Origin of the sequence: Thermosporothrix hazakensis, from assembly GCF_003253565.1 — a bacterium.
Lineage (GTDB): Bacteria > Chloroflexota > Ktedonobacteria > Ktedonobacterales > Ktedonobacteraceae > Thermosporothrix > Thermosporothrix hazakensis.
Genome location: NZ_QKUF01000012.1, coordinates 139159 through 162210, shown reverse-complemented (window position 1 = coordinate 162210; position 23052 = coordinate 139159). Strand labels below are relative to the sequence as shown.

The window sequence follows — 23052 nt, the reverse complement described above, 5'->3', positions numbered from 1 at the left end:
TCCTGAAAAAAAGTTGTTCTATATTGGAGAGGTGTATGCACAAACCTGTTCGACGTTTCTCCGTGCGTATGCTGCCTGTGCTTTGCTGCCTGCTTGTGTTGCTGGCAGGTTGCTCAGGTGTGGGTGATGCCAGCGGCAATAATCAGGCGCCGACGCCGAGCCCGGAGACAACGAAAGCACCGCAGATCACGCCGACGCCCACTGTTGACCCGAATGTGGCCCGCGTGCGAGAGATCATCAAGGGGATGAGTATTGATGAAAAAATCGGGCAATTGATCATTGTAGAGTATATCGGTGCTGGCTATACGCCGGAACTGCAATATATGGTTACAAAGCAGCATGTGGGTGGCTACCTGTATCAAGAGGTGAATCATAACTTTGACGCGCCCAATAATACGATCCAGGCCGTTTCCCAGATGGCAGAGCAGGTGAACAAAGATGCCAAAATTCCGCTGCTCAGCACGATTGACGAAGAAGGTGGCCTGGTAAACAAGCTATCGACCTTCTATGGGGCGAAGCCAAGCGCTCGCGATATGGCTCAATCCGGTGATCCTGAGACCGCTTTCCAGGAGGGCTCAAAGATGGCGAAGGAGATGCTGCAACTGGGTATCTATGGCAACCTTGCCCCGGTGGTTGATGTCGAGTCTGGTTCCCCTCCGTTGCTGGCCTCGCGCACCTTTAGCAGCGATCCAGCTGCGGTTGCAACCTATGCGGGCCGCTTTGTGGATGGCTTGCAGCAGAATGGCGTCATTGCCACGCTGAAGCATTTTCCCGGTCTTGGCTCGCTGACCACCTCCGATGATCCACATGAGACCCTGCCGACGGTGAATCGCTCGCTGGATGATCTTCAGAAGATTGATCTTGCACCGTACAAGGAGCTGATCGCCAAACATAAGCCCGCCATGATTATGACCACCAACGTGGTGACGACCGCACTTGATCCCGAGCTGCCCGCCGAGCTGTCGCCGAAAGTGGTTGACGGCGTGCTGCGTAAGCAACTTGGCTATGATGGCGTGGTGATCACGGATGGACTGTATATGAAGGGGATCTCGAATCGCTGGAATATTGGCGAGGCGTCTGTGCTGGCAATTATTGCCGGAAACGATCTGGTCGAGGGACCCTTTACCTCTGATCAGGTTGCCTCTGTGATTTCCGCCTTCAAAGAGGCGTTGCAAACTGGCCGCCTGACCGAGCAGCGCCTTGACCAATCATTGGAGCGCATTCTGCTGATGAAGCTGCGCTTCAACATGTTGCACTAGCTCTGCTGCCTTCCGGGGGAGGCATTTGCCTCCCTCTACCGGATGTATTTTCGGGGAAAATAGAGCCGGTAGAGAGACACACACCATCGTGTTTGCTTGAGATAGCCGGAAAGGCGTTCGCATCACCGCGCTGTGATAACCGAGATGAGAGGCTACAGCGCTGCCTTGACTGTTTCCTCTGCGGGAAGTCGAAGTTTTTGCAGCTTTGCGGTATTGTTCCTGCATTCTGGCAGCTTTCCCCGACAGAATACCCGAATCCCTGGCTCGATCCTGGAATGTTTGGGAATGTAAATCTCACTCCTCTGCATATCAATCATCAGGATGGCTGGCTCTTCCAGTATATCGGGCTGGACCTGCTCTAGCATCTCTATCATCTCCTCCGCCACCCATCCTTCTGCCCCGTGAGCCTGCGGGCCTAGAATGTTCTCATTTATATGTAATACATGTTGGGGATAGCGTGCCGCCACTGCCAGCAGGCAGCATTGTAGACTATCATGTAATTTCATCGGTCGCATAGCGCCATTACTCCCTTTCCATTCTAGAGTGCATTTGATGCAACAACGGTACTACAAAGAGCAACGTTTACTACATCTGTATCACCTTCCTTTACACTGCGTCGAATGTGCTCCTTGTGACGCTTTATCCTCTCAGAGGCGGAGTACAGGTTTTCTCTCTGCACGATGACAGGGTAGAAGAGGTACTGGCATCAACTCTGGTTACTATCATCTGTAGCTGCCTGACGGGCAACCAAAGCGGAGTAAAATATCCATGTATCCTTATAAAGTGTGTACTCGATGTGACGAAAAGTCAAGTCTTTACTGGATTATAGAGTATGTAAGTATGCAATGCTTTGAATATGATTGATGAGCTATAATAGATATTTACTGGATCGTGTCCTTATGAGTTGCCGTCTTTCCAGACTTTCTTATAGGGACCTGAAGGGGTAGTGTAGAGCGCTCGTTTCTTCCTGTGAATGAACTCGATAATCAGACTATCGAGGATACAGCAGAAGAAGAGAAGATCAACTACGAGTGCAGTTGAAAGAAGCTGTGGGAGTTCCAGCGGAGGATCAGCCGCATTGGAGCTCAACCAGTCAAGTAGCATGGCAAGCATATTGCCTGCGATCAGCCCGATGAGGATGCCTGCCATTGTTACCCGTCGCTTGCGCGTCTCCTCCAGCGGTTCCGGTTTCTCCTGGGCAATGCGCTGATAGCGGCGTACCAGGGGAAGCAGCACAAATAGAGCCGCACCGATACAAAAGAGACCGCTGAGGAACAGGGAAACGGCTGGCGGAATCGTGTTCATGTGATGCTCCTTTCACGTCGCCTGATGTGGGCGCGTGCCGGCTTTCCTTTCTGTCGATTTTTTTCTGTTTTATTATAGGGAGCAGAGGGAATATATAGAGTTAAGTGTATATATCTATCGGTGTATCTCCTTCTTGAACGGTGGAAATGAAGAGGACGCATCACTATTTCCGTTAAGGGAAGAATTGCTGAGAACTGCTGATATCTACCCTAAACTCATGCAAACACGCTTAAAAATAGCAGATATGATATACTGAATACGTTAAGACGTGAATCTGTTTTCGATCTGTGGGAGAAGAGATGATGACCGAGGTAACGCCTTTGCTGCTTACCCTTCAGAGCGTGCTGGATCAAGAGGGAAGCCGTACCGAGAAGGCGCAGCGTGTCGCAGAGCTGATTCGCGTGTCCGGGCACTATCGCTGGGTCGGGCTCTACGACTACCTTGAGGCCGAAGATATGCTGAACCTGATTGCCTTTAGCGGCCCGGCGGCTCCTGCTTTTACCAGCTTCTCGGCTGAGACGGGGCTTGGTGGCTCTGCGATTCATTCCGGGTCTACGGTGATGGTCGGCGATGTGCGGCTTGATCCACGTTATATCACCACTTTTGGCAACACGCTTTCTGAGATCGTTGTACCGATAAAACATCCGATCACCGATCATCCACTTGGCTTGATCGACGTTGAGAGCGAGTGCCTTGATGCGTTCAAACCGCACGATCGCATTTTGCTGGAACAATGTGCGCATGATCTCACCAAACTCTGGACGTAGCTGTCAGTCACTTCCACGTGAAGGAGGAGGCCTGTGTCTGGATTCCCCCGCACCTCAGCCCCCTTCACCGGGGGACTGCTTTAGCTTCCCTGTCCGACACATCAGGGGCAATTGACACGTGCCCCGGTCCTGCCGGATGAGAAGCGTTCTCCGTTTGACGCGTATGGCATTTCAATGCGCAACCAGCTCTTGTTGCATGTCGTCGATGGTATCATCTAAGGAAGAGTGTGTCAGGTATTCTGAAGAGCTTGTTGTTTTTGAGAGGAAGCCTCTGCTTTTCTCTCTTTGACACTCCTATGACGCTGTTGCAGCGGGTCTATTCCTCCCCGGCTTTCAAGCTGTGGGCATAGCTGTGAAGGGATATTGCATGGAACCATTTGCTGTGGGCTCGACTGTTCGTCGTGCTGCTGGCAGTGCAGAGCAGGCGAGCTGTCTTACTATTGCGCTATCGCTCCCTGACTTTTTTACCCGTGAGGCCGTTGAAGGCGCGATGCGTCTTGACCTTGCCCGGCATGAGACCTTTGTGGCCGAGCGAGAGGGACAGATTGTCGGTTTCCTGGTCGCTCGGCGCAAGTCTCAGGCGCTGGCCGAAATTCTCTGGCTTGCGGTCTCCGAGGCATTTCAGCGGCAGGGAATCGGCTCAATGCTTATGATGACGTTTCTGGCCTCCTGTCGGCGTCAGGGCGTTCGCCTGATCGAGGTCAAGACGCTGGCTCCGCTGGCGAATGGTGATAACTATCAGCCGACTCGCGCCTTTTATGAAGCTCATCACTTTGAATGCCTTGAAATTATTGATCCATTCCCCGGCTGGATGCCCGGTAATCCCTGCGCGATCTATGTGCGTACGGTTGATATGCCTCAGCAAGAAGCCAGGCATTGAGCAAGCTCTTAATGCGGATTCAGTGCCAGATGGTGTTGAGGTGAAATAGATTTTTTTTGAAGATTCGAATAATAGAAGAGGAGGCATATTTAAGTAATAGATTTGGCTTTTCGCGTTTTATTCTTATAATTGATGTGGTGGTATCTTTATTCTCTACCCTGATAGGAGGTTTCGGGTGCAGTCATTGTGCGGGCTGTACCACTTGAGGCGGGGCATAGGGAATACGCCGGGGCGCGACACCCTGGTGCATGATTTCCACTTCCTTTCTCCTTACTTAAAAAGGAGGGAGAGCGAGACAAAGACGGCTCGTTCTCCCTTTTGTTGTCTTATGCGGTCGGTGGTGCGTTGTTATCGGGGGCATGGTTGTAGGGATTGCTGTTGTATGGCTGCTGCACAGGTGGCATCATGTGAGCTGGTGTGCGCGGCTTGCCGATTGCTCCCCCAATAGCGCCGACGCCTGCTCCCAGGCCCACAGAAAAAAGCGCCCCGACACTATAGCCGATGATCAGGCCTGTAACGAATGCGTTTTCGAGTGCCTCCTTGCTGGCTGCGTTCCCTTGCGATTGCTGCACAATTTGCGCTGTCTGGCTTGCGAGGGTATGCACCATATCGGGATTGAGCGTTACAAAAAGAATAGAGCCAAGCAGACCGATCAGGCCGCTTACCATTCCTGCTACCAGACCTGCAAGCGTTCCGGTGCTGATCTTACCTGTCTTCCGGGTCGCCAGAAAGCCAGCGAAAAAGAGAACAATGACGGAGATAAGCACGTTGAGCAGCTTCGATACGGGAAGCACCGCGTCAATGAGAAAGACAAAAATGAGCTGGATCGCTCCCAGGATGACACCAAAGAGAGCACCTGTTTGCCAGATGACCCGGCTACGGGGTTGAGTCACAGGGGAATTCACAGTTATTACCTCTTCCTTTTGATGATGGAAGAGTATAAAACAAACAGAAGCAAAAGTAAATATGCTACCTTATTTTTAAGGAAAACCCTTGAAAAGACTACATAAAAAGAGAGGATAAAAACAGGAGGGAATATACACCTCTTCCTGTGCGCATGGTTACCATTGCTTTCAGTGCTCGGGAGTGATTCCTTCCGCATGAGAAGCAGTTTCAGTTGCCTGCTATGAAGGGGCAGAACAAAACCCCGCGCTCGCGAGGAGGCGGGGCGTTCTCTGCTGTATTGTCTTTCATCCTGCTCAAGCGCAGAGAATCTCTCGCTTGCTCTCTTTATGCGACAGGCGTCGGAGGAGCGTCGTTATGGGGTGTGCTTTGTTTGCCGACAACACCACCAATCGCGCCGACTCCGGCTCCCAGGGCAACCAGGAACAGCAGGCCGATAATAAAGGCGATGATCAAACCACCCATGATTGCTGCTTGAATATCGCCTTGAGAGAGGTTGCCGGTGTTTCCGGACTGTTGTACGATGTTTGTTGCTTTCTGAATCAGTTCCGGGTTAACCAGCACCACGATGATAGAGACAATCAGCCCGATAATGCCGCTGATGGCTCCGGCAACCAGACCTGCTAGCGCTCCGGTGCCGACCGTAAAGGTCTTCTGCGCTGCCAGATAGCCGGCAAAAAACAGGACGATAGCGGAGACAATGATATTGATAATCCCCGCGAACGGGATCACTCCATTGAGGAAAAAGAGAAAAACGAGCTGGATCACTCCCAGAATGATGCCGAAGAGAGCACCTATCTGCCAGATCACACGGCTACGTGATTGAGTCGTCGGATAATTCACTTTATACCTCTTTCTTCATACAACAATAGAGTGTAAAACAAGTAAAAATTTTTTTGTATCGTATATATACATACGTCATTGCTCAGGAAACAGTTTCAGTCAAAGCGGTGCATTGCGGGGAGATCAAACATAGTAATTGAATGAAGGAGAACCGGGGTAATAAGCTAGAGTTTTGGCGCTCTGGTTGCTCGATTGTGTCCCATTGAGCCGCCGATAGTCCCGGCGCACAGCCCGAGCAGCAGGCTGATGAGAAAGCCGAGGCCCGCAATCAGCAGCATCGCCGTGAGCAATGGGTCCAGGGGCGTATAGCTTGCTGCCAATGTGCTTTGTAGTTGCTTCTTGAGCATGCTGAGCTGGCTATAGTTGAACCACATCGAGATGAGCGAGACCATGAACGCGATTACTCCCGCGACAAAGCCTGCCCATAGACCCACCCCTGTGCCGGTGCGCGTTCTGCCGGTCTGCCGTGAGGCCAGATAGCCCGCGATCAGGAACAGGAGAAAAGGACAGACCAGGTTAATGGCAAGTGCGTAGGTGCTAATTTGCGGCAGAACCAGCGAGACGAGGATATTGAGCAGAGCAGCAAAGAGCCCGAAAATCAGCCCGAGACGCCATGTAAGCCCACGGGGACCGATATTGATAGGGTTGTTGCTTCGTGATGTTGTGCTCATGGAACTGCGCCCCTTCGCGTGCAATGTGCTGCATAGAGACAGATGCTCTCTTCGATCTAGTTTGAGTATAGCACATGCTGAAAGCGCAGAGGTTCTATCAAGGTAACAAGAGATGCTCTTGCTACCTTGACCGTTTAGAACCAATCACTTGCCGGGATAAAGGTATGATCTGGCGGGAAGAGTATCGAGAGTGCCTGCTGTGCTTCAAACGGCAAGCGCTGGCCTGTCTCGCTCAGCACGTGTTGCAGGGAGCGATAGCCGAACGCCAGTTGCAGGAACAGTTGTGGTGTGAACTGGAGTGCGGGTGCCTGTGCAGCGGTGTCGCTCAACTCGACGCTTCTGCCTGCACAGTGCAGCGTGCAGCTTTCCTGCTCGATGATGAGCGTGATGCTGCCGTTCCAGTGAGCAAGCGAGCGTTCCCAACGCGCCTGAAGCTCTGGAAGGATAGCGTGCAGGAAACCGGCCAGGCTGTTCAGACGGCCCATCCAGCCTGCAAAGCGCTGATGATTGATCTGGGTTTGTACTGACCATTCGTTGGCAGCGAGCTCCTTATGCGGCCCTGTTGCTCTGAGAAGCTGGATCAACCAGTCTGCCATCAGCGAGCGTTGAGGAAGCAGACAGGTGAGCGGCTCGGTGACCTGTGCGCTGCGGCGGTCCTGTTCCTGCAACAGCGCAAGCAGCGCCTCGGGCGTCTCGGCGGCGATTTCCGTGATCCGTTCCGGCTGTTTCTCAGGAGACGTAGCATAGCCCGCGACCTGTCCATCTGGCCTGATTGCAAGCAGGTACTTTTGTGGTGAGAACCGATGCTGGAAGATCTCAAGCGAGAAATCGAAGCTGCCTGTATAGCCCGCGTAGTGCTGCTGATAGAGCGTATACACGGTTGCCGCATCTTCCGCGGTGGCCTGCCGGGTTGTATAGCCGGAGAGCGAATCTGCCCATTGGCGCAGTGAGCCGCGTTCTACCCGTAGCATGGTAGTATCGTAAATATCGATGTAGCCAAAGCGATAATAAAAATTAGGGATACCATCCAGCAGCAACAGTGGAAGGCGGTTCGCGTTGGCAAACTCGATAGCATCCTGCATCAGCGCCCGGGCAACTCCACGCTTGCGATACTCGGGAGAGGTGACGACTGCTCCCAGGCAGCCAGCCGGGATACGCGCTGCGCCCATACGCAACGTGCGTTTGAGGAAAAGATAGCCCCCTGCCTGCTGTCCATCGGCGAATGCGCCGCGCATCATCTCAGGGTAGAAGTCTGGTGCAGCTGTCAGGTAGGTTAACCAGCGCCGCGCGCTTTCCTCCGAGGGTTCGGAAGAGAACGCCCTATCGGCCATATAGACCTGCGTGCGCATTTCTTCAAGGGTGGTAAGGGGACGTACGAGAATCGAATCACTCATATATTGCTTTATTCCTGTATTGCTTTGTTGTTTTCAGGCATGCCTCGGGCTTCAAGCGCCTCTCGAAGCTGTACTGCGATCTGGTCCAGTTCTTCGCGTGGAGGCTCTTTCTCCTCGACAAGCAGGGCAAAGCCATCACCACTAAAGCGCGGAATAATGTGTATATGCGCGTGAAAAACGGATTGAAATGCAACTTCACCTTCGGCCAGAAAGAGATTGAGCCCTTCACAGCGGAGCCCGGAGCGCCTGAGCGCTTTTGCCACCCGCATCGTGACGGCAAACAGGCGTGCGCCGGTTTCTTCGTCCATATCCGTCAGCTTCTCGAAATGCTGTGTGGGAACAATCAGGACATGACCGGGATTGATCGGACCAATCGTCATAAAGGCGCAGACCTGGTCGTCTTGATAGACCATACTCGCCGGTGCTTTTCCTGCAATAATATCGCAGAATATACACTCACTCATGCGCTGCTCCTGTAGAGATGGAATGCGGGAGAGCAAAACGCTCTCAATTTTGCTCTATCATATCATCTTTTGCCGTCTGGTTGCCAGCGCATGGGCCTTCGGTGCGTTCTCGTATCAGTCTGCTGGCATCATCCCAGACGTCGTTGGAGGGGAGCGAACCCAGTTGAGGCGCTTTTTCCATGCGGATATGCTGCAAAAATCCTTTCTGCCGCTGCACCTTGATATCCCAGTAGATAAAGCGACAGAGCAGATGTTTTTCTTCATCGGACAGGGTGTGGAAATAGCGCATACTGAAGCCTGACTCGGTTGCCGGATGATGGACTGTAGGCATTAATCCAAGCGCATGGTAGGCTCCGTCCTGTAAAACATAGGCGCTCAACGGCTTCCCTGTCTTATTGGAGATCGTGACAAAAATCGTGCGATTTCCCTGTTTCTGAATCACAATTGGCGCGAGCTTCATATCCTCACGCGGCTCAAAGCGGGCTCTGTATTCTTCAGCTTGCTGAAACTGTTCAAGCTCATTTGCCGCAAGCAGCAACTCATGAATGAAGTGTTCAAGATAGGTCATTCCGGTATGGTTACGCTCGTACATTCCTAAGGCCTCTTCAGGAAGAGGGGGCATTTTTTTGTCACTCATTCGGCATTCCTTCTTTTTTACTGATAACGAGCGAAAGATCTATCAATAGCGTACGCTATTCTGTGCTTCCTTGCAAGTGTAAGTAGAACGAAACACAGAATAGAGAAAGCGTAATTGCTACAATTTGAATGATTGCTTTGCTTTCTGTGTGGTATGCTGGCAGATCGCTTTCTCTGCAGTATCAGTATCTGGCTGTTCGCTTTCATGGAGAAGGAAGGGTTTGGCGGTGTGTGAGGGCGCAAGCAAAGAGACTTTTACATGTACTTTCGGGCTATATTCTGTCTCATGCACGGGAGGTCTTTTTCCATAAAGCATGCCCTATCTTCCAATCGCCCGGCTGTGCTACAATACTGCCTGATTGGATTCTTGCTTATGACTACTACTAGAAGGAACCGGGTATTATTGGCACCTGGAATCAGAAAGGGATACAGAGTATTTGAGGCAGCAACACGTAGAAAGCAATAGAGAACAACTCGCGCAAGAAAATCACCTGGGGATCTATATGCGGGATGCTCAGGGGAGCGCCCGCCCGACCGGTTTTCAAATCACTATTTTTCTGATTTTTGCCCTGGTTTTTGCCTTTGGTGCGCTCATCTTTCTCATGACGACCGTTTCTGTGCTGCGTATTCAGAACTGGTATCTTGCCGCGGTTGGCCTGGTGGGCACGCTTGTCTGTGGCTATTTTGCCTATACATCGTTTCGTTCTATCTTACGCCGAAAATATAGCCTCTACCTCTATCAACGCGGCTTTATTTTTCAGGAAAGAAGCTTGCTGACGGTATTTCGGTGGGACGATATCAGCGCCATTCTTCATACAGAGAAGCTCGATAACCTGGGCCATACCAATCATGTTTTCGCTTTCCAGCGCAAAGATGGCAAGCAGTTGATGATTGATAACACGTTTGCGGACGTGCTTGAGATCGGTGAGCAGGTACAGCGTGCAGTCAACAAGGCGTTGATCCCTGAGGCGCTGGCACAGTTCAAGGCAGGCAAGGAGCTCCCCTTTAATGGACTGACCGTTTCACAAGCTGGCCTGAAGAAGGGCGAAGAGGTGCTCCCCTGGGATGAGGCGGACGTAGAGATTTTCTCTGAGGTCACGATCTCAAAGAAGGGCGAGAAACGATCATGGTATCAGATGCCGCTTCAGAAGTTTGCAAATGTGCCAGTCTTGATTGCGTTGATTCGTTATGTACGCAAAGGTCAGGAGGATTGGGGCACGCATCTGACGGATGAGGTCTATAGCGATTTTGATGTGATATAGCGCTCGCTTGCCTGAGCAGGGAAAACGTGTCCCTGCTCGGCTTGAGCGGCCATTAGAGCTCGATCTTTGTTCCGAGGACCGTAAGGAATTGTGCCAGCCAGGCGGGATGTGCGGGCCAGGCCGGAGCGGTGACAAGGTTGCCATCGGTGCAGGCTTGATTGGCCTCCAGCGCCTTATAGGTGCCTCCCGCGCGGGTGACATCCGGGCTGACCGCCGGGTAGCAGGAGCAAGTTCTTCCTTCCAGTACGCCTGCTGCCGCGAGCACCTGTGCTCCATGACAGATAGCGGCAATGGGCTTGTTCGCTCGGGCGAAATGGCGCACGATATCCAGCACCTTTTCATCCAGCCGGATATACTCGGGAGCGCGGCCACCCGGGATCACCAGCGCGTCATAGTCTTCTGCCCGCACCTCCGCGAAGGTGGCATTGAGCTGAAAATTGTGACCGGGTTTCTCGCTATATGTTTGATCGCCCTCGAAGTCGTGAACGGCTGTGCGTACCGTCTGGCCGGCTTCTTTGCCGGGACAGATGGCATGAACGGTATGGCCGACGGTCAGCAGTGTCTGGAACGGGACCATGACCTCATAGTCTTCGACATAGTCGCCGACAAGCATTAAGATCTTCTTTGCGCTCATGAAATACACTCCTTGTTGATCGTTCACTCAGGTGGAAACAGGCACGAGCTACAAAAAACAGTAGTTCCCCATATCACTCCCCACTTAAAGTATAGCATATCTGACAGACATCTTTCAGTGCCATAGAGGATGCAGCAGAGAGGTGCTGAAATGGGTATCCCTTCGCAGATACTTTGTAGTGTCGTGTATGTTCAGCATGAGCACGAACGAACAAACAATCTGTGACAGGAAGATGTATCATTGAAGTCTGTTACGCGAAAAGATCGAGTCGGAAGCGAGAAAAAGGGTGCTTTGCGGCTTGACATTCCAGAAAATTGCATTTCCATTTATATAACATTATGCAATTCATCTGTCGCATGTCTGCTCCCTGTTACATGAGAAGCCCTAACTTTAAATAAGACTATGTAAATAACGGTAGTTACGTATTAAAATTATATAAAAAAATGCAAAAGAATAGGAATATTTGCATTAGCCCATTGCCTCTTGTTCACAAAGTGATTAAAATGTTAAATAGCTGTTGTGCAATGACCGCTTTTCAGTTTATCGTAATGTTTGTTCCTTTTGTTTGACTGTCTGTTTCTGTTGTAAGTGGAGGAAAGGAGGGGGTACAGGTGTAAGAAACAGATTTTCCTTTTTTGAGTGTAAAACTACATGTTACACACGAGAAGGGTAAGCTTCGTAGGGATGTTGTGTATTGTATATTCTACATGTCCGATCAGGACCCTTACAGCCCTTGACCGGTGAGATAGTCCATTTTCTCAAAGGATGGAATGCACATGGAACAGATTGCGATTATCGGTATGGCTTGTCGCTTCCCTGGTTCCCCTGATGTACGCTCTTTCTGGCGCTTGCTTCGTCGTGGAGGCTCCGCCATTTCAGAGGTTCCTGCCGATCGGTATAATGTTGATGCGGTGTACGATCCCAGGCCGGCCACACCGGGGAAGATGGTCACAAAGTGGGGTGGTTTCCTCGATCAGGTGGATCAATTTGACGCCGCCTTTTTTGGCATTGCTCCTCGTGAGGCGTCACGCATGGACCCGCAGCACCGTCTGATGATGGAACTGGCCTGGGAAGCTGTGGAAGATGCCGGGCTCTCTCTGGAGGCTCTGGCAAAGGAGCGAGCGGGGGTCTTTGTTGGATCGGCGACAGGAGATTACTGGGATCTTCAGGTGAGCAGACCTGGCGATCTGGATGTGTACGGTGCCACCGGGAGCGCCCGTAGTGGAGTGGCCGGGCGTATCTCTTACGCGCTTGGCTTACGAGGGATCAGCGTTGCTCTTGATACTGCATGTTCATCTTCATTGGTTGCGCTCCATCTGGCCTGCCAGTGTATGCAGGCAGGTTCCTGTAGTCTCGCGCTGGTTGGCGGTGTCTCACTCCTGATTAATCCTGATTATACTATCAGCTTTTCTCAGGGCAATATGATGGCCCCTGATGGCAAATGCAAGACGTTTGATGCCCGCGCAAATGGCTATGTCCGCAGCGAGGGCGCGGGCGTGCTGGTTTTGAAGCCACTGTCCCGGGCGCTGGCTGATGGGGATCCTATTCATGCGATAATCCGAGGGACAGCAGCGAATAATGACGGAAACACCGGTCTCTTTTTGACCCCGAGCATTGAAGGGCAGATGGATGTGTTACAGCAGGCATACGCTGCCGCTGGCGTACGTCCTGCCGATGTCCACTATGTGGAGGCGCATGGCACGGGGACAAGCGTTGGCGATCCTGTTGAAGTGACGGCAATCGGGCGCGTGCTGGGAGAAGGACGCCCGGCAGATCGACCGCTCTATATTGGCGCCGTCAAGACAAATATCGGCCATATTGAAAGCGCTGCCGGTATGGCTGGCGTTATCAAGACCGCTTTGTGTTTGAAATATGGCGAGATCCCCGCGAATCTGAATTTTGAGCAGCCTAACCCCGCGATCCCCTGGGATACGCTCCCGGTTCGTTTGCCGCTTGAACTGACACCCTGGCCCGAACATGAAGGACCGCGTCTGGCCGGTGTTAGTGGCTTTGGCATTGCCGGAACCAATGCACATATTGTGCTTGAAGAACCCCCGAAAAGAGTCTATCCGCACTATGACAAGGAGCAGCCATACCTGCTGACCATTTCCGCTCAATCGGAGCCCGCATTGCATGAGATGGCTCGCCGCTACTACACGTTCCTGCAAGAGGATGAAGGGCGTTCTCTGGCCTTCCACGACATCTGTTATACGGCCAGTGCCCGGCGCACACATCAGGAGCATCGCCTTGCTGTGATCGCACAGTCACATCAGGAGGCACAGGGCAAGCTCGAGGCCTTCTTACAGGGTGAAACGGTGCTTGATTGCCATGCCGGACGCGTGATCGCTGGACATGCGCAGAAGATGGTCTGGGTCTTCCCCGGGCAGGGCTCACAGTGGGTTGGCATGGGTCAGGAGCTGTTTGAGCACGAACCTGTGTTTCGCGAAGTGATTGAGCGCTGCGACCACGTGATGAGCCGGTTTGTTGATTGGTCGCTGATCGAACAATTTCAAAGCGGTGAGGGCATCGCTGCTGAGCGTATCGACATTATTCAGCCTATGCTCTTCGCTCTTCAGATCGGGCTTGCGGCTCTCTGGCGTGCGCGTGGTCTGGAGCCCGCGGCAGTAGTTGGCCACTCTATGGGCGAGGTTGCCGCTGCCTATGTTGCAGGCATTTTGAGTCTGGAAGATGCTGCGCATATCATTTGTGGGCGGAGCAAGTTGTTATTGCGTACCAGCGGGAGAGGGGCGATGGCCTCTGTTGAGCTTTCAATGGAAGACGCTCGTGCCCTGATAAGCGATTATGCTGATCGGGTCTCCATTGCCGTGAGCAACAGCCCGAACTCAACCGTGCTCTCTGGCGATCCTGCCGCATTGCGTGAGATTATTGCGCTGGTGGAACGGCAGAATATCTTTGCTCGCTTTGTGAAGGTCAATGTCGCCTCGCATAGCCCGCAGATGGACCCCTTGCGCGACGACCTGCTGAGGCTGCTTCAGGATATTCAACCCCGTACGGGAAGTGTGCCGCTCTATTCGACGGTGAAAGGCGAGCCGCTCTCGGGCGAGGAGTGCAATGCACTCTACTGGGTGCAGAACCTGCGCGAACCGGTGCTTTATTCGACGATGATTCAGCGCCTTGCACGGGGGGGCTTCGATACCTTTCTTGAGCTGAGCCCGCATCCTGTGCTGGTCGCTCCCACGCGGCTCTGTCTTCAGTTTGCCGGAAAGAGCGGGTTGGTGCTCGGCACATTGCGCCGCGAAGAGCCTGAACGCGCTGCGCTGTTGAACACGCTGGGCTCACTCTACACATATGGCTATCGGCCTGATTGGCTGGCCCTGTACCCGCAGCGTGGGCGCACGGTTGCTCTGCCGCTCTATGCGTGGCAGCGTGAGCGCTTCTGGAATGAGAACCTCGGCGATCCAACCGAGCGCTATTTCCTGCAGCCTGGTGGTGGTCGACGCGCTTCACAGGATGGTGGACATCCTTTGATCGGCAAACCGGTCCAACTGGCACTTCAGCCTGATACCTATGTCTGGGCCTTCACGCTGGATACCGCGAGTGTGCCCTACCTTGCGGAGCATCTGGCCTATGGCACGCCTCTATTGCCTGCTTCTGCTTATATCGAAATGGCGCTGGCGGCCAGTGAACAGATTTTTGGCGCTGCTGGCTCGCATCTGGTGGGTCTCGATCTTGTGAACGCTGTTTTCTTCTCAGATGAGAAGCCGCAAACGCTTCAGATCACGCTTCAGCCAACTCAGGAAGAGCGCCACTTCTTGCTGCAATTCTTGCGGCAGGATGAGGAGTCGAAGCAGTGGGTCACGCTCGGCACTGTACAGGTGGTGCAGGAGGCTATTGAGTCGCCTGGAGACAGGTGTTGGCCATCTCCGATGGAAGCGTTGACAACCTGGGAAGAGACTATTACGGCTGATGATCACTATCGGGGAGCCCGTCGCCGGAATATTACACATGGCACCAGTTTTCAGGGGGTCGCGCAGATCTGGCGGCAGGAGCGCGAGACGATGGTGCAACTGGTCGCTCCTGAGTCGGTGCGCCATGAACTGAGTGCCTATGGGCTGCATCCTGCCTTGCTCGATGCCTGTTTGCAGGCTGTGATTCCGTTTGTGCCCGAAGAACCGGAAGATGAACCCTATCTCCCGGTCTGCTTTGAAGATATTCGTTTCTATCGCCATCCCGATGTGCATGAACCGCTCTGGGTGCACGCCGTTATCAGGGACGCGACCGAGAAGGGACGCTATTCACTTCTCTGCGATCTACATATGCTTAACGAGCAGGGTGAGCTCCTGTTTGAGGTTATGGGCTATGGCCTGCAACGTATGGAGCATACCGCGCCCGAGGTGATCGCGGAGCGCCGTCGACGCTTGCAATATGCGCTGAATTGGGAGGCCTTGCCGCCGCTGTCATGGGACGGTGAGGTTCGGCGGCAGCGCTGGCTGATCTTTGCCGATGCAAACGGCACCGGACAAACGGTTGAACGCTGGTTGCAGGCTGCAGGAGCCTCTGCTGTGTTAGTGATGCCGGGGCAGCAATATCGAAAGATTCAAACAAACATCTATGAAGCCAACCCTGAGGAGCCGGAAACGCTTCGTGCCGTGCTTAAGGACGCCTTCGCACAGCAGAGCTGTCAGGGAATCCTGTACCTGTGGGGGCTGAATGGCGCTCAGGTGGAGATGCCCACATTAAGCGGCATGCAGCAGGAAATAACCATGAGCTGTATGGGGTTGATTTCGCTTGTGCAGGCGTTGCAGGGCTTCCAGAGCGCGGAGTCACCACGGCTCTGGGTTGTCACGGCAGGAACTCAGGTTGTTGAGCGGGAAGATCGGGCCTGCGCTCTTTCTCAGGCGCCGCTCTGGGGTCTGGTGCGCGTGCTTGTCTATGAGCATCCTGACGTCCATTGTTCGTTGATAGATCTGGATGCATTGTTGACTGCTGATAACGTCGCTGCTCTGTTCCGTGAGCTGAGTGCGGATGGCGAAGAAGACGAGCTGGCCTTGCGGGGCGTGAACCGCTATGCGCCGCGCCTGGTCCGCTATCAGCCCGAGAATCTTCAGGAAGAGATGCGGTTCCGTGCGGATGGCTCCTACCTGATTACTGGCGGTCTTGGTGGCGTTGGCCTGCGCCTGGCTCGCTGGATGATTGAGCGGGGGGCGCGACATCTGGTGCTGGTCAGCAGGCGTGGCGTCTCTCCTGAAGTGGAACCAGCCCTTGCCGAGATGAGCGAGATGGGGGCCAGCGTGCATGTGGCTCGCGTTGATGTGGCACAGGAGCAGCAGGTTGTCGATCTGCTGGCCGACATTCGCCGCCAGATGCCGCCGCTGCGTGGCGTGATCCATTGTGCTGTGGTTTTGAATGATAGCACGCTGGTGCAGCTTGACCGGGAGCGCTTCCTGTCTGTGATGGCCGCGAAAGTTGATGGAGCATGGAATTTGCACAAGCACACGCGCTATGAGCCGCTGGACTTCTTTGTGCTGTTCTCGTCTGGCGCTTCGCTGATTGGCTCTCCTGGACAGGGAAATTATGCTGCTGCAAATGCGTTCATTGATGCCCTTGCGCACTATCGGCGTGTGCGCGGCTATCCTGCCCTGACCATCAACTGGGGGCGTTGGGCCGAGGTCGGCCAGGCAACCCTGTTCAATCGTGGCTCGCGGCTCGATCGCGTTGGTGTTGCAAGCATGCGGGCTGCTGATGGATTGGCCGTGTTCGGGCAGATGCTTCAGGATAGCGCAACGCAGGTCAGCGTGATGGCTCTGAATGTGCGCAAGTGGTTGCGCTCGTACAGGCATCTGGAAAAGAGCTCGCTGTTTTGTCGTCTTCTCGAAGAAGAGGCTGAGCCGCAGGAAGAGAACACCCGCAGTCGCTCCCGTCTGACCCGGGAACAGCTTCAGGCGCTTCCACCCGAGGAGCAGCGCCCGGCGGTTGAGGCGTATGTGTGTGAACAGATCGCTCAGGTGCTTGGTCTTTCGGCAACGCGTCTCGATGTCTATCAGCAGTTGAATCGGCTTGGCATTGACTCGCTGATGTCGGTCGAGCTGCGCAACAGGATTAATACTGACCTTCAGGTAACGGTTCCGGTCTCGGTGTTCCTGCAAGGTATTACCATCGATCAGCTTGTCACACAGCTCATCTAAGCCAGACCAATAGAGTTGTGTGATGGGTTCTTGAGTGAGTGTGGTTGGGGGTCAACGGCAGGCCTCCAACCATTTTTCAGACCTGTCGGGCGGTGGCATATCCGTTTTTTGGCTTGCCAGAAAGAAAAGAAGAGTGTCGCTTCCCTACGGAGGCTGGCATAGAACCCCTCTTGTTGCAATCTGATTGCACGGAGAGGTATATACTACCCACCCGCCCTGAGCACGAGGAGGATTGAACGCTTCAGTTCATCCTTCCATCAGGGCCCCCTTTTTCGCTTCGGCGCCACCGTCGGAACCCTCTTTGCCATACTTACACGTCCAAAAAAGCAACGACATCTACCCCAAATTGGAGCGCCTTCCGGGTGATTGAGCGTAAGCACACAGAGTCGATTTACGCAGAAAAAGGGCATTCTGCGCCTTTTCATCCGCTATACTTGCTGATAGACGGGCATACATGGAAAAAGAAAAAACTCGCGTTTCCGTCTATGCCACGAGCGGTACTCGGGAAGGAGTTCACGTATGAAAGCGCTGGCATTTGTTGCCTTTTTACTTAACACGTTCCTGTATGGATCGTACTATGCAGTATCGAAGGGCGCATTAGAACATATAGATCCTATCATCTTTACCTTTTTCGCTTTTGTCTCTCTTTTACCACTTTCAATCTGTGTACTCTTCTACTATCGAAAACAACTGAATCGCTCGGTCATCAAGAGCGGAGTGCTGATGGGAAGCTGTCTCGGTCTGGGTCTCTTTATGCTCTCGATCTCCTTGAAGCACAATAGCGCTACCAGTACGGCCTTCTTCCCTTCGCTGAATGGTTTTCTGGCGGCAGTCGGAACCTGGCTCTTTTTGCGGCAACCGATCTCTAAGGCAACATGGTTTGCCGGGCTGGTCTCCTTTGTTGGGGCCTGCCTGCTTATTTTTAATTCGCCGATGGGACCGGAGAACCTGCGTGGCTCGCTGATTGCCTTCATTGGTGGACTTTTCTGTACATTGTATGTCTTTGTTGCGGATTATGAACAGCGAGATAAGGAGGCTCCCTGGGCGCTTTTCGGGGTCCAGCTTCTTACGATGGCGTTGCTGGCTAACATGATGGCGCTGCTCTTCGGTGATTGGCAGTCGGTGCATCCGTCGTTGCCTGGAGATCTCTGGAGCATCCTGTATGTGGCTTTCGGAACGACCTGTGTGCCCACGCTGGTGACGGTCACGCTCCAGCGCTACATCTCGCCGCTAACGGTTGCCTTTATCTGTGTGCTTGAACCGGTACTGGGGGCGATCTTCTCGCATTTTTATCTTGGGGAAATGCTGCCACTTGATGGATATCTCGGGGGAGCGCTGATTGTGGCCGGGGCGATTATTCACACCTGGGGTACCGCGGAACGGCCTCAGACGCGTCGAGGCCTTCTCTATCTGCGTTTCTCTCATCTGGCTCAGCGCCTCTCAAGGGTGTCTGATAGCTCGAAGAGTGGCCTGTTGCTGCCCCTGCTTGCCTGTGGTATCGGACTGGTTGTCCTGGTGCGTCTGGGAGGTTTCCCGCCGCCCGCCTGGCTGCTGCTTGTGAAGATCTGGCCGACCTTGCCTCAGTACGCCCGGGAACATGGCCTCGCGTTGACGTTGCTGCTGATTCAGTCGATATGCTGGTTGTGTGCCTGGCTCTCGCTGCCGGGTATGGTCTGGCTGCTGATCCAGCGCGTGCGGCGGCTGAGTGAGCCACCAGAGCCGCCGCGCCGTGCGTGGGATACTCGTACCTTGCGACAACTGGGGGTCGCGCCCCGCACGGGAACGGCCCGTACACGCACAACGCCGCTCTATGGACGCTCTCCTCGTCCCGTACAAAAAGGGCAGACGCCTGTCAATCTCAAGTCGCATAAGCAAGCAGAACATCATCGTGTCCTTGAGAACCCGGCCTATCATGAGACCTGAGCCGAAGACGTGCAGCGTCGTTGAGCTCGTATGTGAGCGAGACCGCCAGGTTTTGTGCAGCGGGAAAGAGAAATGAGGGAATCATGAAATACAGTGATAATGGAGATTTCTGCGTTCTCTATATAGAAGCGACCGACGAAAAAGCTGAGCTGCTACAGGTAATCAGTGAGCAACAGAAGCCGGTGGTGCTTGTTCCGGGCAATCAGGCAAAGGTGCCGCGCAGCCCCGACGACTTTTCATCCCTGCGGCATCTCAAGCGACAGTTGAACGTGCCACTGGTCTTTGTGATCCCACACAGTGGGCATCTGACGCAGCTTGCCAGCCGCTTTGGCTTTCCGGTGTATCTCTCAATGGATGCACTGGCGAATGCGCTGGCAGCCGGTCAGTTGACGCGGCAGAGGTTGATTAGTGGCCCTTTGCGCTCTACTGGCCCGCTTAACCAGTATCGTTCGCCGCGTCGGGAGCGTGATTCCGAGCCACTGAAGGCGGAGACGCTGGTACCTGCCGGTTTCCCCTCTACCGATGAGATAGAAGAAGTTGCCTTCGTCGAGCCTCCTTATGAGGAAGAGCCACCGCCGATGATCCAGAAAATACCTCCTCGTTCCGACCCACCATCGAAAAGCGCCGCACCTTCCCGGGCGCGACGGCCTATAGAGCCGCTAGATGAGCCCTTACCGCGTCGGCCTCAGCCGCGCATACCCCGGCAACCGCCAGCCGAGCAGACGCAACCGATGCCAACCATACGGCCCCCTTCTCGACCCCCCTCTGTGAGAGGAGGCAGCCAGCCCTTCCGCCTCTTCATGATCCTGTTTGTAATCGCGCTGACTATCGCGGGGCTTGGCTCGTTCCTGTTCTTTTATAATGGCTTTCCTGATACCCCGGCCTCTCCGGCTGCGCCACAGCGTGTCGGGCATATCTCGTTTATCAGCAGCCGCCAGTTAAGCGAGCGCAGTAATCAGGGCATCTCCGATCAGATCGTTGTTGAGCTCAGCAATATGCCCGCGCCTGCTCCCGGTAAGCGCTATTACGCGTGGCTGCTCGGGGATAAAAACAATGGTGATAACCGTACTGTGCGGCTCGGCGTGCTGGATATCAAGGATGGCAAGACGCGCTTTTTCTACAAGGGCGACCAGAATCATACCAACCTGCTTGCATTCACCAGCCGCTTTCTGATCACCGAAGAAGATGCTACTGTCGCTCCTGTGGCTCCTTCGCCGAGCTTTGATACCTGGCGCTACTACGGCGAGTTTTCGCAGGTGCCGATCAAGTTGCCCCAAGAGGGGAAAGAATATAGCTATCTTGACCATCTGCGTCACCTGCTGGCGAGTGATCCCACGCTGGATAAGCTGGAACTCCCCGGCGGACTGAACGTCTGGTTTTACCGCAATATCAGCAAAATTATGGAATGGTCAACCAGCATGCGCGATTCCTGGGAGGCGCGGCAAGACCCCGACTTTATCCGCAGGCAGACAGCACGGATCCTGCAATACCTTGATGGCTCGCTCTTTGTGAAGCGGGATCTGCCATCAAACGCGCCGCTGCTGGTCGATGAGCGGCTTTCCCATATCGGCCTGCTGGAAGTGGCTGGCCCGACGCAAGATCCGCCGTGCTTCTTCACCCATATGATGACGCATCTGAATGGGCTCCTCCAGTCTCCTGGCGCGGCTTCGACGCTGCGCAAGGATGCGGCCGCGATGGTGGCGGCGCTGAATAATATCAATGGCTGGTTGCAGCAGGTGCGCACCGATGCCAAAACGTTAATAAACATGAAGGATGGGCAAATGAAGCAGGGTAACACTACCCTTTCGTTGATCAACAACATGATCGCGAACGCAACTAATGCCTACAGCGGCCAGCAGGATCCGGCCTCGGGCGAGATGAAGCAGGGTGTTACGTGGCTCTACAACAACATGCAATCGTTGGCAACAATGGACATTGCCCCATATAAAGCACAGTAGCGAAGCAACAGGAGAGCAGTGGCCCGATCTGCTCTCCTGGCTGCTTTATGCAGGGAATCGCAGGAGGTAGCGTATGGAAACGCTGAAAACGTCTTTTGAAAACTATCGCGGCGTGCGGATCGCGCTTTGTCTGGTGTTCCTCCTGGCTGGAGGATTGCTGTACTGGATACCGGGAGGCTTTCCGCCCTGGATGTGGCGCTCGCTCTTTTCAATGCTTCCTCATTTGTCGGCGCTCTGGGAGCAGCGTGGCCCTTCGCTTCTCTATCCTCTGAGCGGGCTTGTGTTGCTGTCGCTCTCGGTGGCGTTGTTCTGGTTCCTCTTCGTGTTCGCCGTCGGGTGGGTTGTACGTTGCTGGTGGCAGCTTCGGGATGAGCGACGGCGCTTTGCTCTGGAGCTGCGAGAGACCGAGCAGATGGCCCGCACAATGGCGGCCCGTGAGCGTGCGAAAGAGGCTCCTGTGCATGTTGCGCAGCCCACCAGACCGTTACAACATGCCGCTGTTAGCGCGTCAAGACCCTCGTTTGGCGCGGCGACGGCCACAGTGGTACAGGAATCCGCTCCGCTGCTGACCGATATCGAGACGAAAAACTCCGATGAGCTGCTTGATCTGGCGCTCCAGCATCCGCAACCGATCGCAAGGCCAAAGACGACCGCGATTCTACCGACCGAGCATATTCGATATGTGGTCGGAATGGGCCTGGATCCCGGCCTGAAGCGGAAGAACGCGCCCAATGAGGATAATATCTTTGCGATGCAGGGTGTGCGTCCCGGCGGGGATGATTCGATTCCGGTAGGGCTGTTTGTGGTGGCTGATGGCATGGGTGGGCATGTGCAGGGACAGGAAGCAAGCAGGCTCGCTATCCAGACGATCAGCGACGTGGTGACGCCCTCCCTGCTGCACAACGCGGGCGAGAACGAGTCCTTCGGTGATATCATAAAAGACGCGGTGCATCGGGCCAACCTTGCCATTTATCGGCGCAATCGCCAGCAAGCGGATATGATGGGGACGACGGTCACAACAGCGCTGCTTGTCGGCACGATGTGCTACATTGTCAATGTGGGCGACAGTCGCACCTATCTCTACCGAGCGGGCAAGGGCCTGAAACAGATCACACGCGATCATTCGATTGTCGCTCGCCTGGCGGAAAATGGCGTGATCGCTCCCGAAGCGATCTACACTCACCCGAAGCGGAACCAGATCTATCGCTGTCTGGGCGATACGGCCACTGCTGAGATGGATTTCTTCCGTGTGCCGTTGCAGGTTGGCGATATACTGCTGTTGTGCTCGGATGGCCTGTGGGAGATGGTGCACGATGATGAGATTGAACGTGTTCTGGCGGCCACTCCAACGGAGGCGGCGCATATCAGTGCGCGGCTGGTGCAGGCGGCGTTGAAAAATGGCGGCGCTGATAATATCGGGTTGCTGGTTGTGTGTGTGCTCCCGGCGGAGGAGCAATAGCAGAGCATCTTTTTCGGGGGTGACAGCGTGAAAGACGTATAGATATCTGTCACTCTTTGCTGGAGAGGTGCGCTGCTTTGAAGCGTTGAAAGTGGAGGACCTGCTATGAAGCATATGCACTACCGCCGCCCACGCCTGGTTCTTTTTCTGCCAGCAGCTATTATTCTGCTGGCCTGTATCATTCTGCTTGTCATTAGCATACTGCATAATATTCACCCGGAGCTGGTTGTCCCGGTCATCTTTCTGGTGCTCAGTCTGGTGAACCTGCATGGAGCCTATTTTCGTTATCATGAAGAGGTCATGCGCGGCGAGATCCCACAATGGCGAGAGTGCCCCCAGATCATGGCCTGTTTTGGCTTCTTCTGTATCGCGGTTGCTTTCTTTCTGGCGCTTGAAGCTCACCGTCTACCGGGCCTGTTGCTCGCGATTATTGCTTGCATTGCCGGTATTGCTCTTCTGTGTTACGCGACTTATCTCGGTGTGCAACGCCTGAAGCAAAAAGAGTAGTATGCCTGCTTCTCTCCTTCTTCTTTTCAATCTTACCTCAA

The 23052-nt window shown here is 54.0% G+C and carries 18 protein-coding genes; 9 read left to right on the top strand and 9 right to left on the bottom strand.

Features of this window, described 5'->3' with window-relative positions:
- Window positions 1-35: 35 nt before the first annotated feature.
- The gene (locus EI42_RS17695; protein WP_111323956.1) at window positions 36-1259 is read left to right on the top strand and encodes a glycoside hydrolase family 3 N-terminal domain-containing protein; all 1224 of its coding nucleotides are present in this window, start codon (window positions 36-38) and stop codon (window positions 1257-1259) included.
- Between the two features lie 152 nt (window positions 1260-1411).
- On the opposite strand, the gene EI42_RS17690 is transcribed toward EI42_RS17695, so the two are convergent.
- Both EI42_RS17690 and EI42_RS17685 read right to left on the bottom strand, forming a co-directional pair.
- On the bottom strand, window positions 1412-1774 hold the full coding sequence (locus tag EI42_RS17690) for a hypothetical protein (RefSeq protein WP_111323955.1): 363 nt from the start codon (window positions 1772-1774) through the stop codon (window positions 1412-1414).
- Between the two features lie 382 nt (window positions 1775-2156).
- The gene (locus EI42_RS17685) at window positions 2157-2564 is read right to left on the bottom strand and encodes a hypothetical protein (protein ID WP_111323954.1); all 408 of its coding nucleotides are present in this window, start codon (window positions 2562-2564) and stop codon (window positions 2157-2159) included.
- A 299-nt stretch (window positions 2565-2863) separates the two neighbouring features.
- On the opposite strand from EI42_RS17685, the gene EI42_RS17680 reads away from it, so the two are divergent.
- A complete protein-coding gene (locus EI42_RS17680; protein WP_111323953.1) occupies window positions 2864-3331 on the top strand; it encodes a GAF domain-containing protein in 468 nt (155 codons plus the stop codon).
- A gap of 367 nt (window positions 3332-3698) precedes the next feature.
- Entirely contained in the window at window positions 3699-4211 is a 513-nt protein-coding gene (locus EI42_RS17675; RefSeq protein ID WP_111323952.1) for a GNAT family N-acetyltransferase, read from the top strand.
- Window positions 4212-4537: 326 nt separating this feature from the next.
- Here the strand turns inward: EI42_RS17675 and EI42_RS17670 are convergent, their stop codons facing one another.
- From EI42_RS17670 to EI42_RS17645, 6 genes are all read right to left on the bottom strand, one after another.
- Entirely contained in the window at window positions 4538-5104 is a 567-nt protein-coding gene (locus EI42_RS17670) for a DUF4199 domain-containing protein (RefSeq protein ID WP_211326234.1), read from the bottom strand.
- Window positions 5105-5441: 337 nt separating this feature from the next.
- Window positions 5442-5957 (bottom strand): hypothetical protein, encoded by a 516-nt coding sequence (locus EI42_RS17665; protein WP_111323950.1) that lies wholly within the window; start codon window positions 5955-5957, stop codon window positions 5442-5444.
- 164 nt (window positions 5958-6121) lie between these two features.
- A complete protein-coding gene (locus EI42_RS17660) occupies window positions 6122-6628 on the bottom strand; it encodes a hypothetical protein (RefSeq protein ID WP_111323949.1) in 507 nt (168 codons plus the stop codon).
- Between the two features lie 134 nt (window positions 6629-6762).
- Complete coding sequence (locus EI42_RS17655; RefSeq protein WP_111323948.1) at window positions 6763-8022, bottom strand: GNAT family N-acetyltransferase; 1260 nt, start codon at window positions 8020-8022, stop codon at window positions 6763-6765.
- 8 nt (window positions 8023-8030) lie between these two features.
- Window positions 8031-8486, bottom strand: coding sequence for an HIT family protein (locus tag EI42_RS17650; protein WP_111323947.1), 456 nt, complete (start codon window positions 8484-8486; stop codon window positions 8031-8033).
- A gap of 43 nt (window positions 8487-8529) precedes the next feature.
- Complete coding sequence (locus EI42_RS17645; RefSeq protein WP_111323946.1) at window positions 8530-9123, bottom strand: hypothetical protein; 594 nt, start codon at window positions 9121-9123, stop codon at window positions 8530-8532.
- A gap of 436 nt (window positions 9124-9559) precedes the next feature.
- Between EI42_RS17645 and EI42_RS17640 the strand changes: the two genes are divergently transcribed.
- Window positions 9560-10384, top strand: coding sequence for a DUF6585 family protein (locus EI42_RS17640; RefSeq protein ID WP_111323945.1), 825 nt, complete (start codon window positions 9560-9562; stop codon window positions 10382-10384).
- Window positions 10385-10436: 52 nt separating this feature from the next.
- Here the strand turns inward: EI42_RS17640 and EI42_RS17635 are convergent, their stop codons facing one another.
- On the bottom strand, window positions 10437-11018 hold the full coding sequence (locus tag EI42_RS17635; protein WP_111323944.1) for a DJ-1/PfpI family protein: 582 nt from the start codon (window positions 11016-11018) through the stop codon (window positions 10437-10439).
- 776 nt (window positions 11019-11794) lie between these two features.
- On the opposite strand from EI42_RS17635, the gene EI42_RS17630 reads away from it, so the two are divergent.
- The 5 genes from EI42_RS17630 to EI42_RS17610 all read left to right on the top strand — a co-directional run bounded on the left by EI42_RS17630 (window position 11795) and on the right by EI42_RS17610 (window position 23011).
- Window positions 11795-17164, top strand: a complete 5370-nt coding sequence (locus EI42_RS17630) for a type I polyketide synthase (RefSeq protein ID WP_246046263.1) — start codon at window positions 11795-11797, stop codon at window positions 17162-17164.
- Between the two features lie 519 nt (window positions 17165-17683).
- Window positions 17684-19087, top strand: a complete 1404-nt coding sequence (locus EI42_RS17625) for a DMT family transporter (protein WP_111323942.1) — start codon at window positions 17684-17686, stop codon at window positions 19085-19087.
- Window positions 19088-19170: 83 nt separating this feature from the next.
- Entirely contained in the window at window positions 19171-21045 is a 1875-nt protein-coding gene (locus tag EI42_RS17620) for an anti-sigma factor (RefSeq protein ID WP_111323941.1), read from the top strand.
- Between the two features lie 73 nt (window positions 21046-21118).
- Window positions 21119-22504: a PP2C family protein-serine/threonine phosphatase gene (locus EI42_RS17615; protein WP_111323940.1), complete on the top strand. Its 1386-nt coding sequence runs from the start codon at window positions 21119-21121 to the stop codon at window positions 22502-22504.
- A gap of 105 nt (window positions 22505-22609) precedes the next feature.
- Window positions 22610-23011, top strand: coding sequence for a hypothetical protein (locus tag EI42_RS17610; RefSeq protein ID WP_111323939.1), 402 nt, complete (start codon window positions 22610-22612; stop codon window positions 23009-23011).
- Window positions 23012-23052 lie beyond the last annotated feature (41 nt).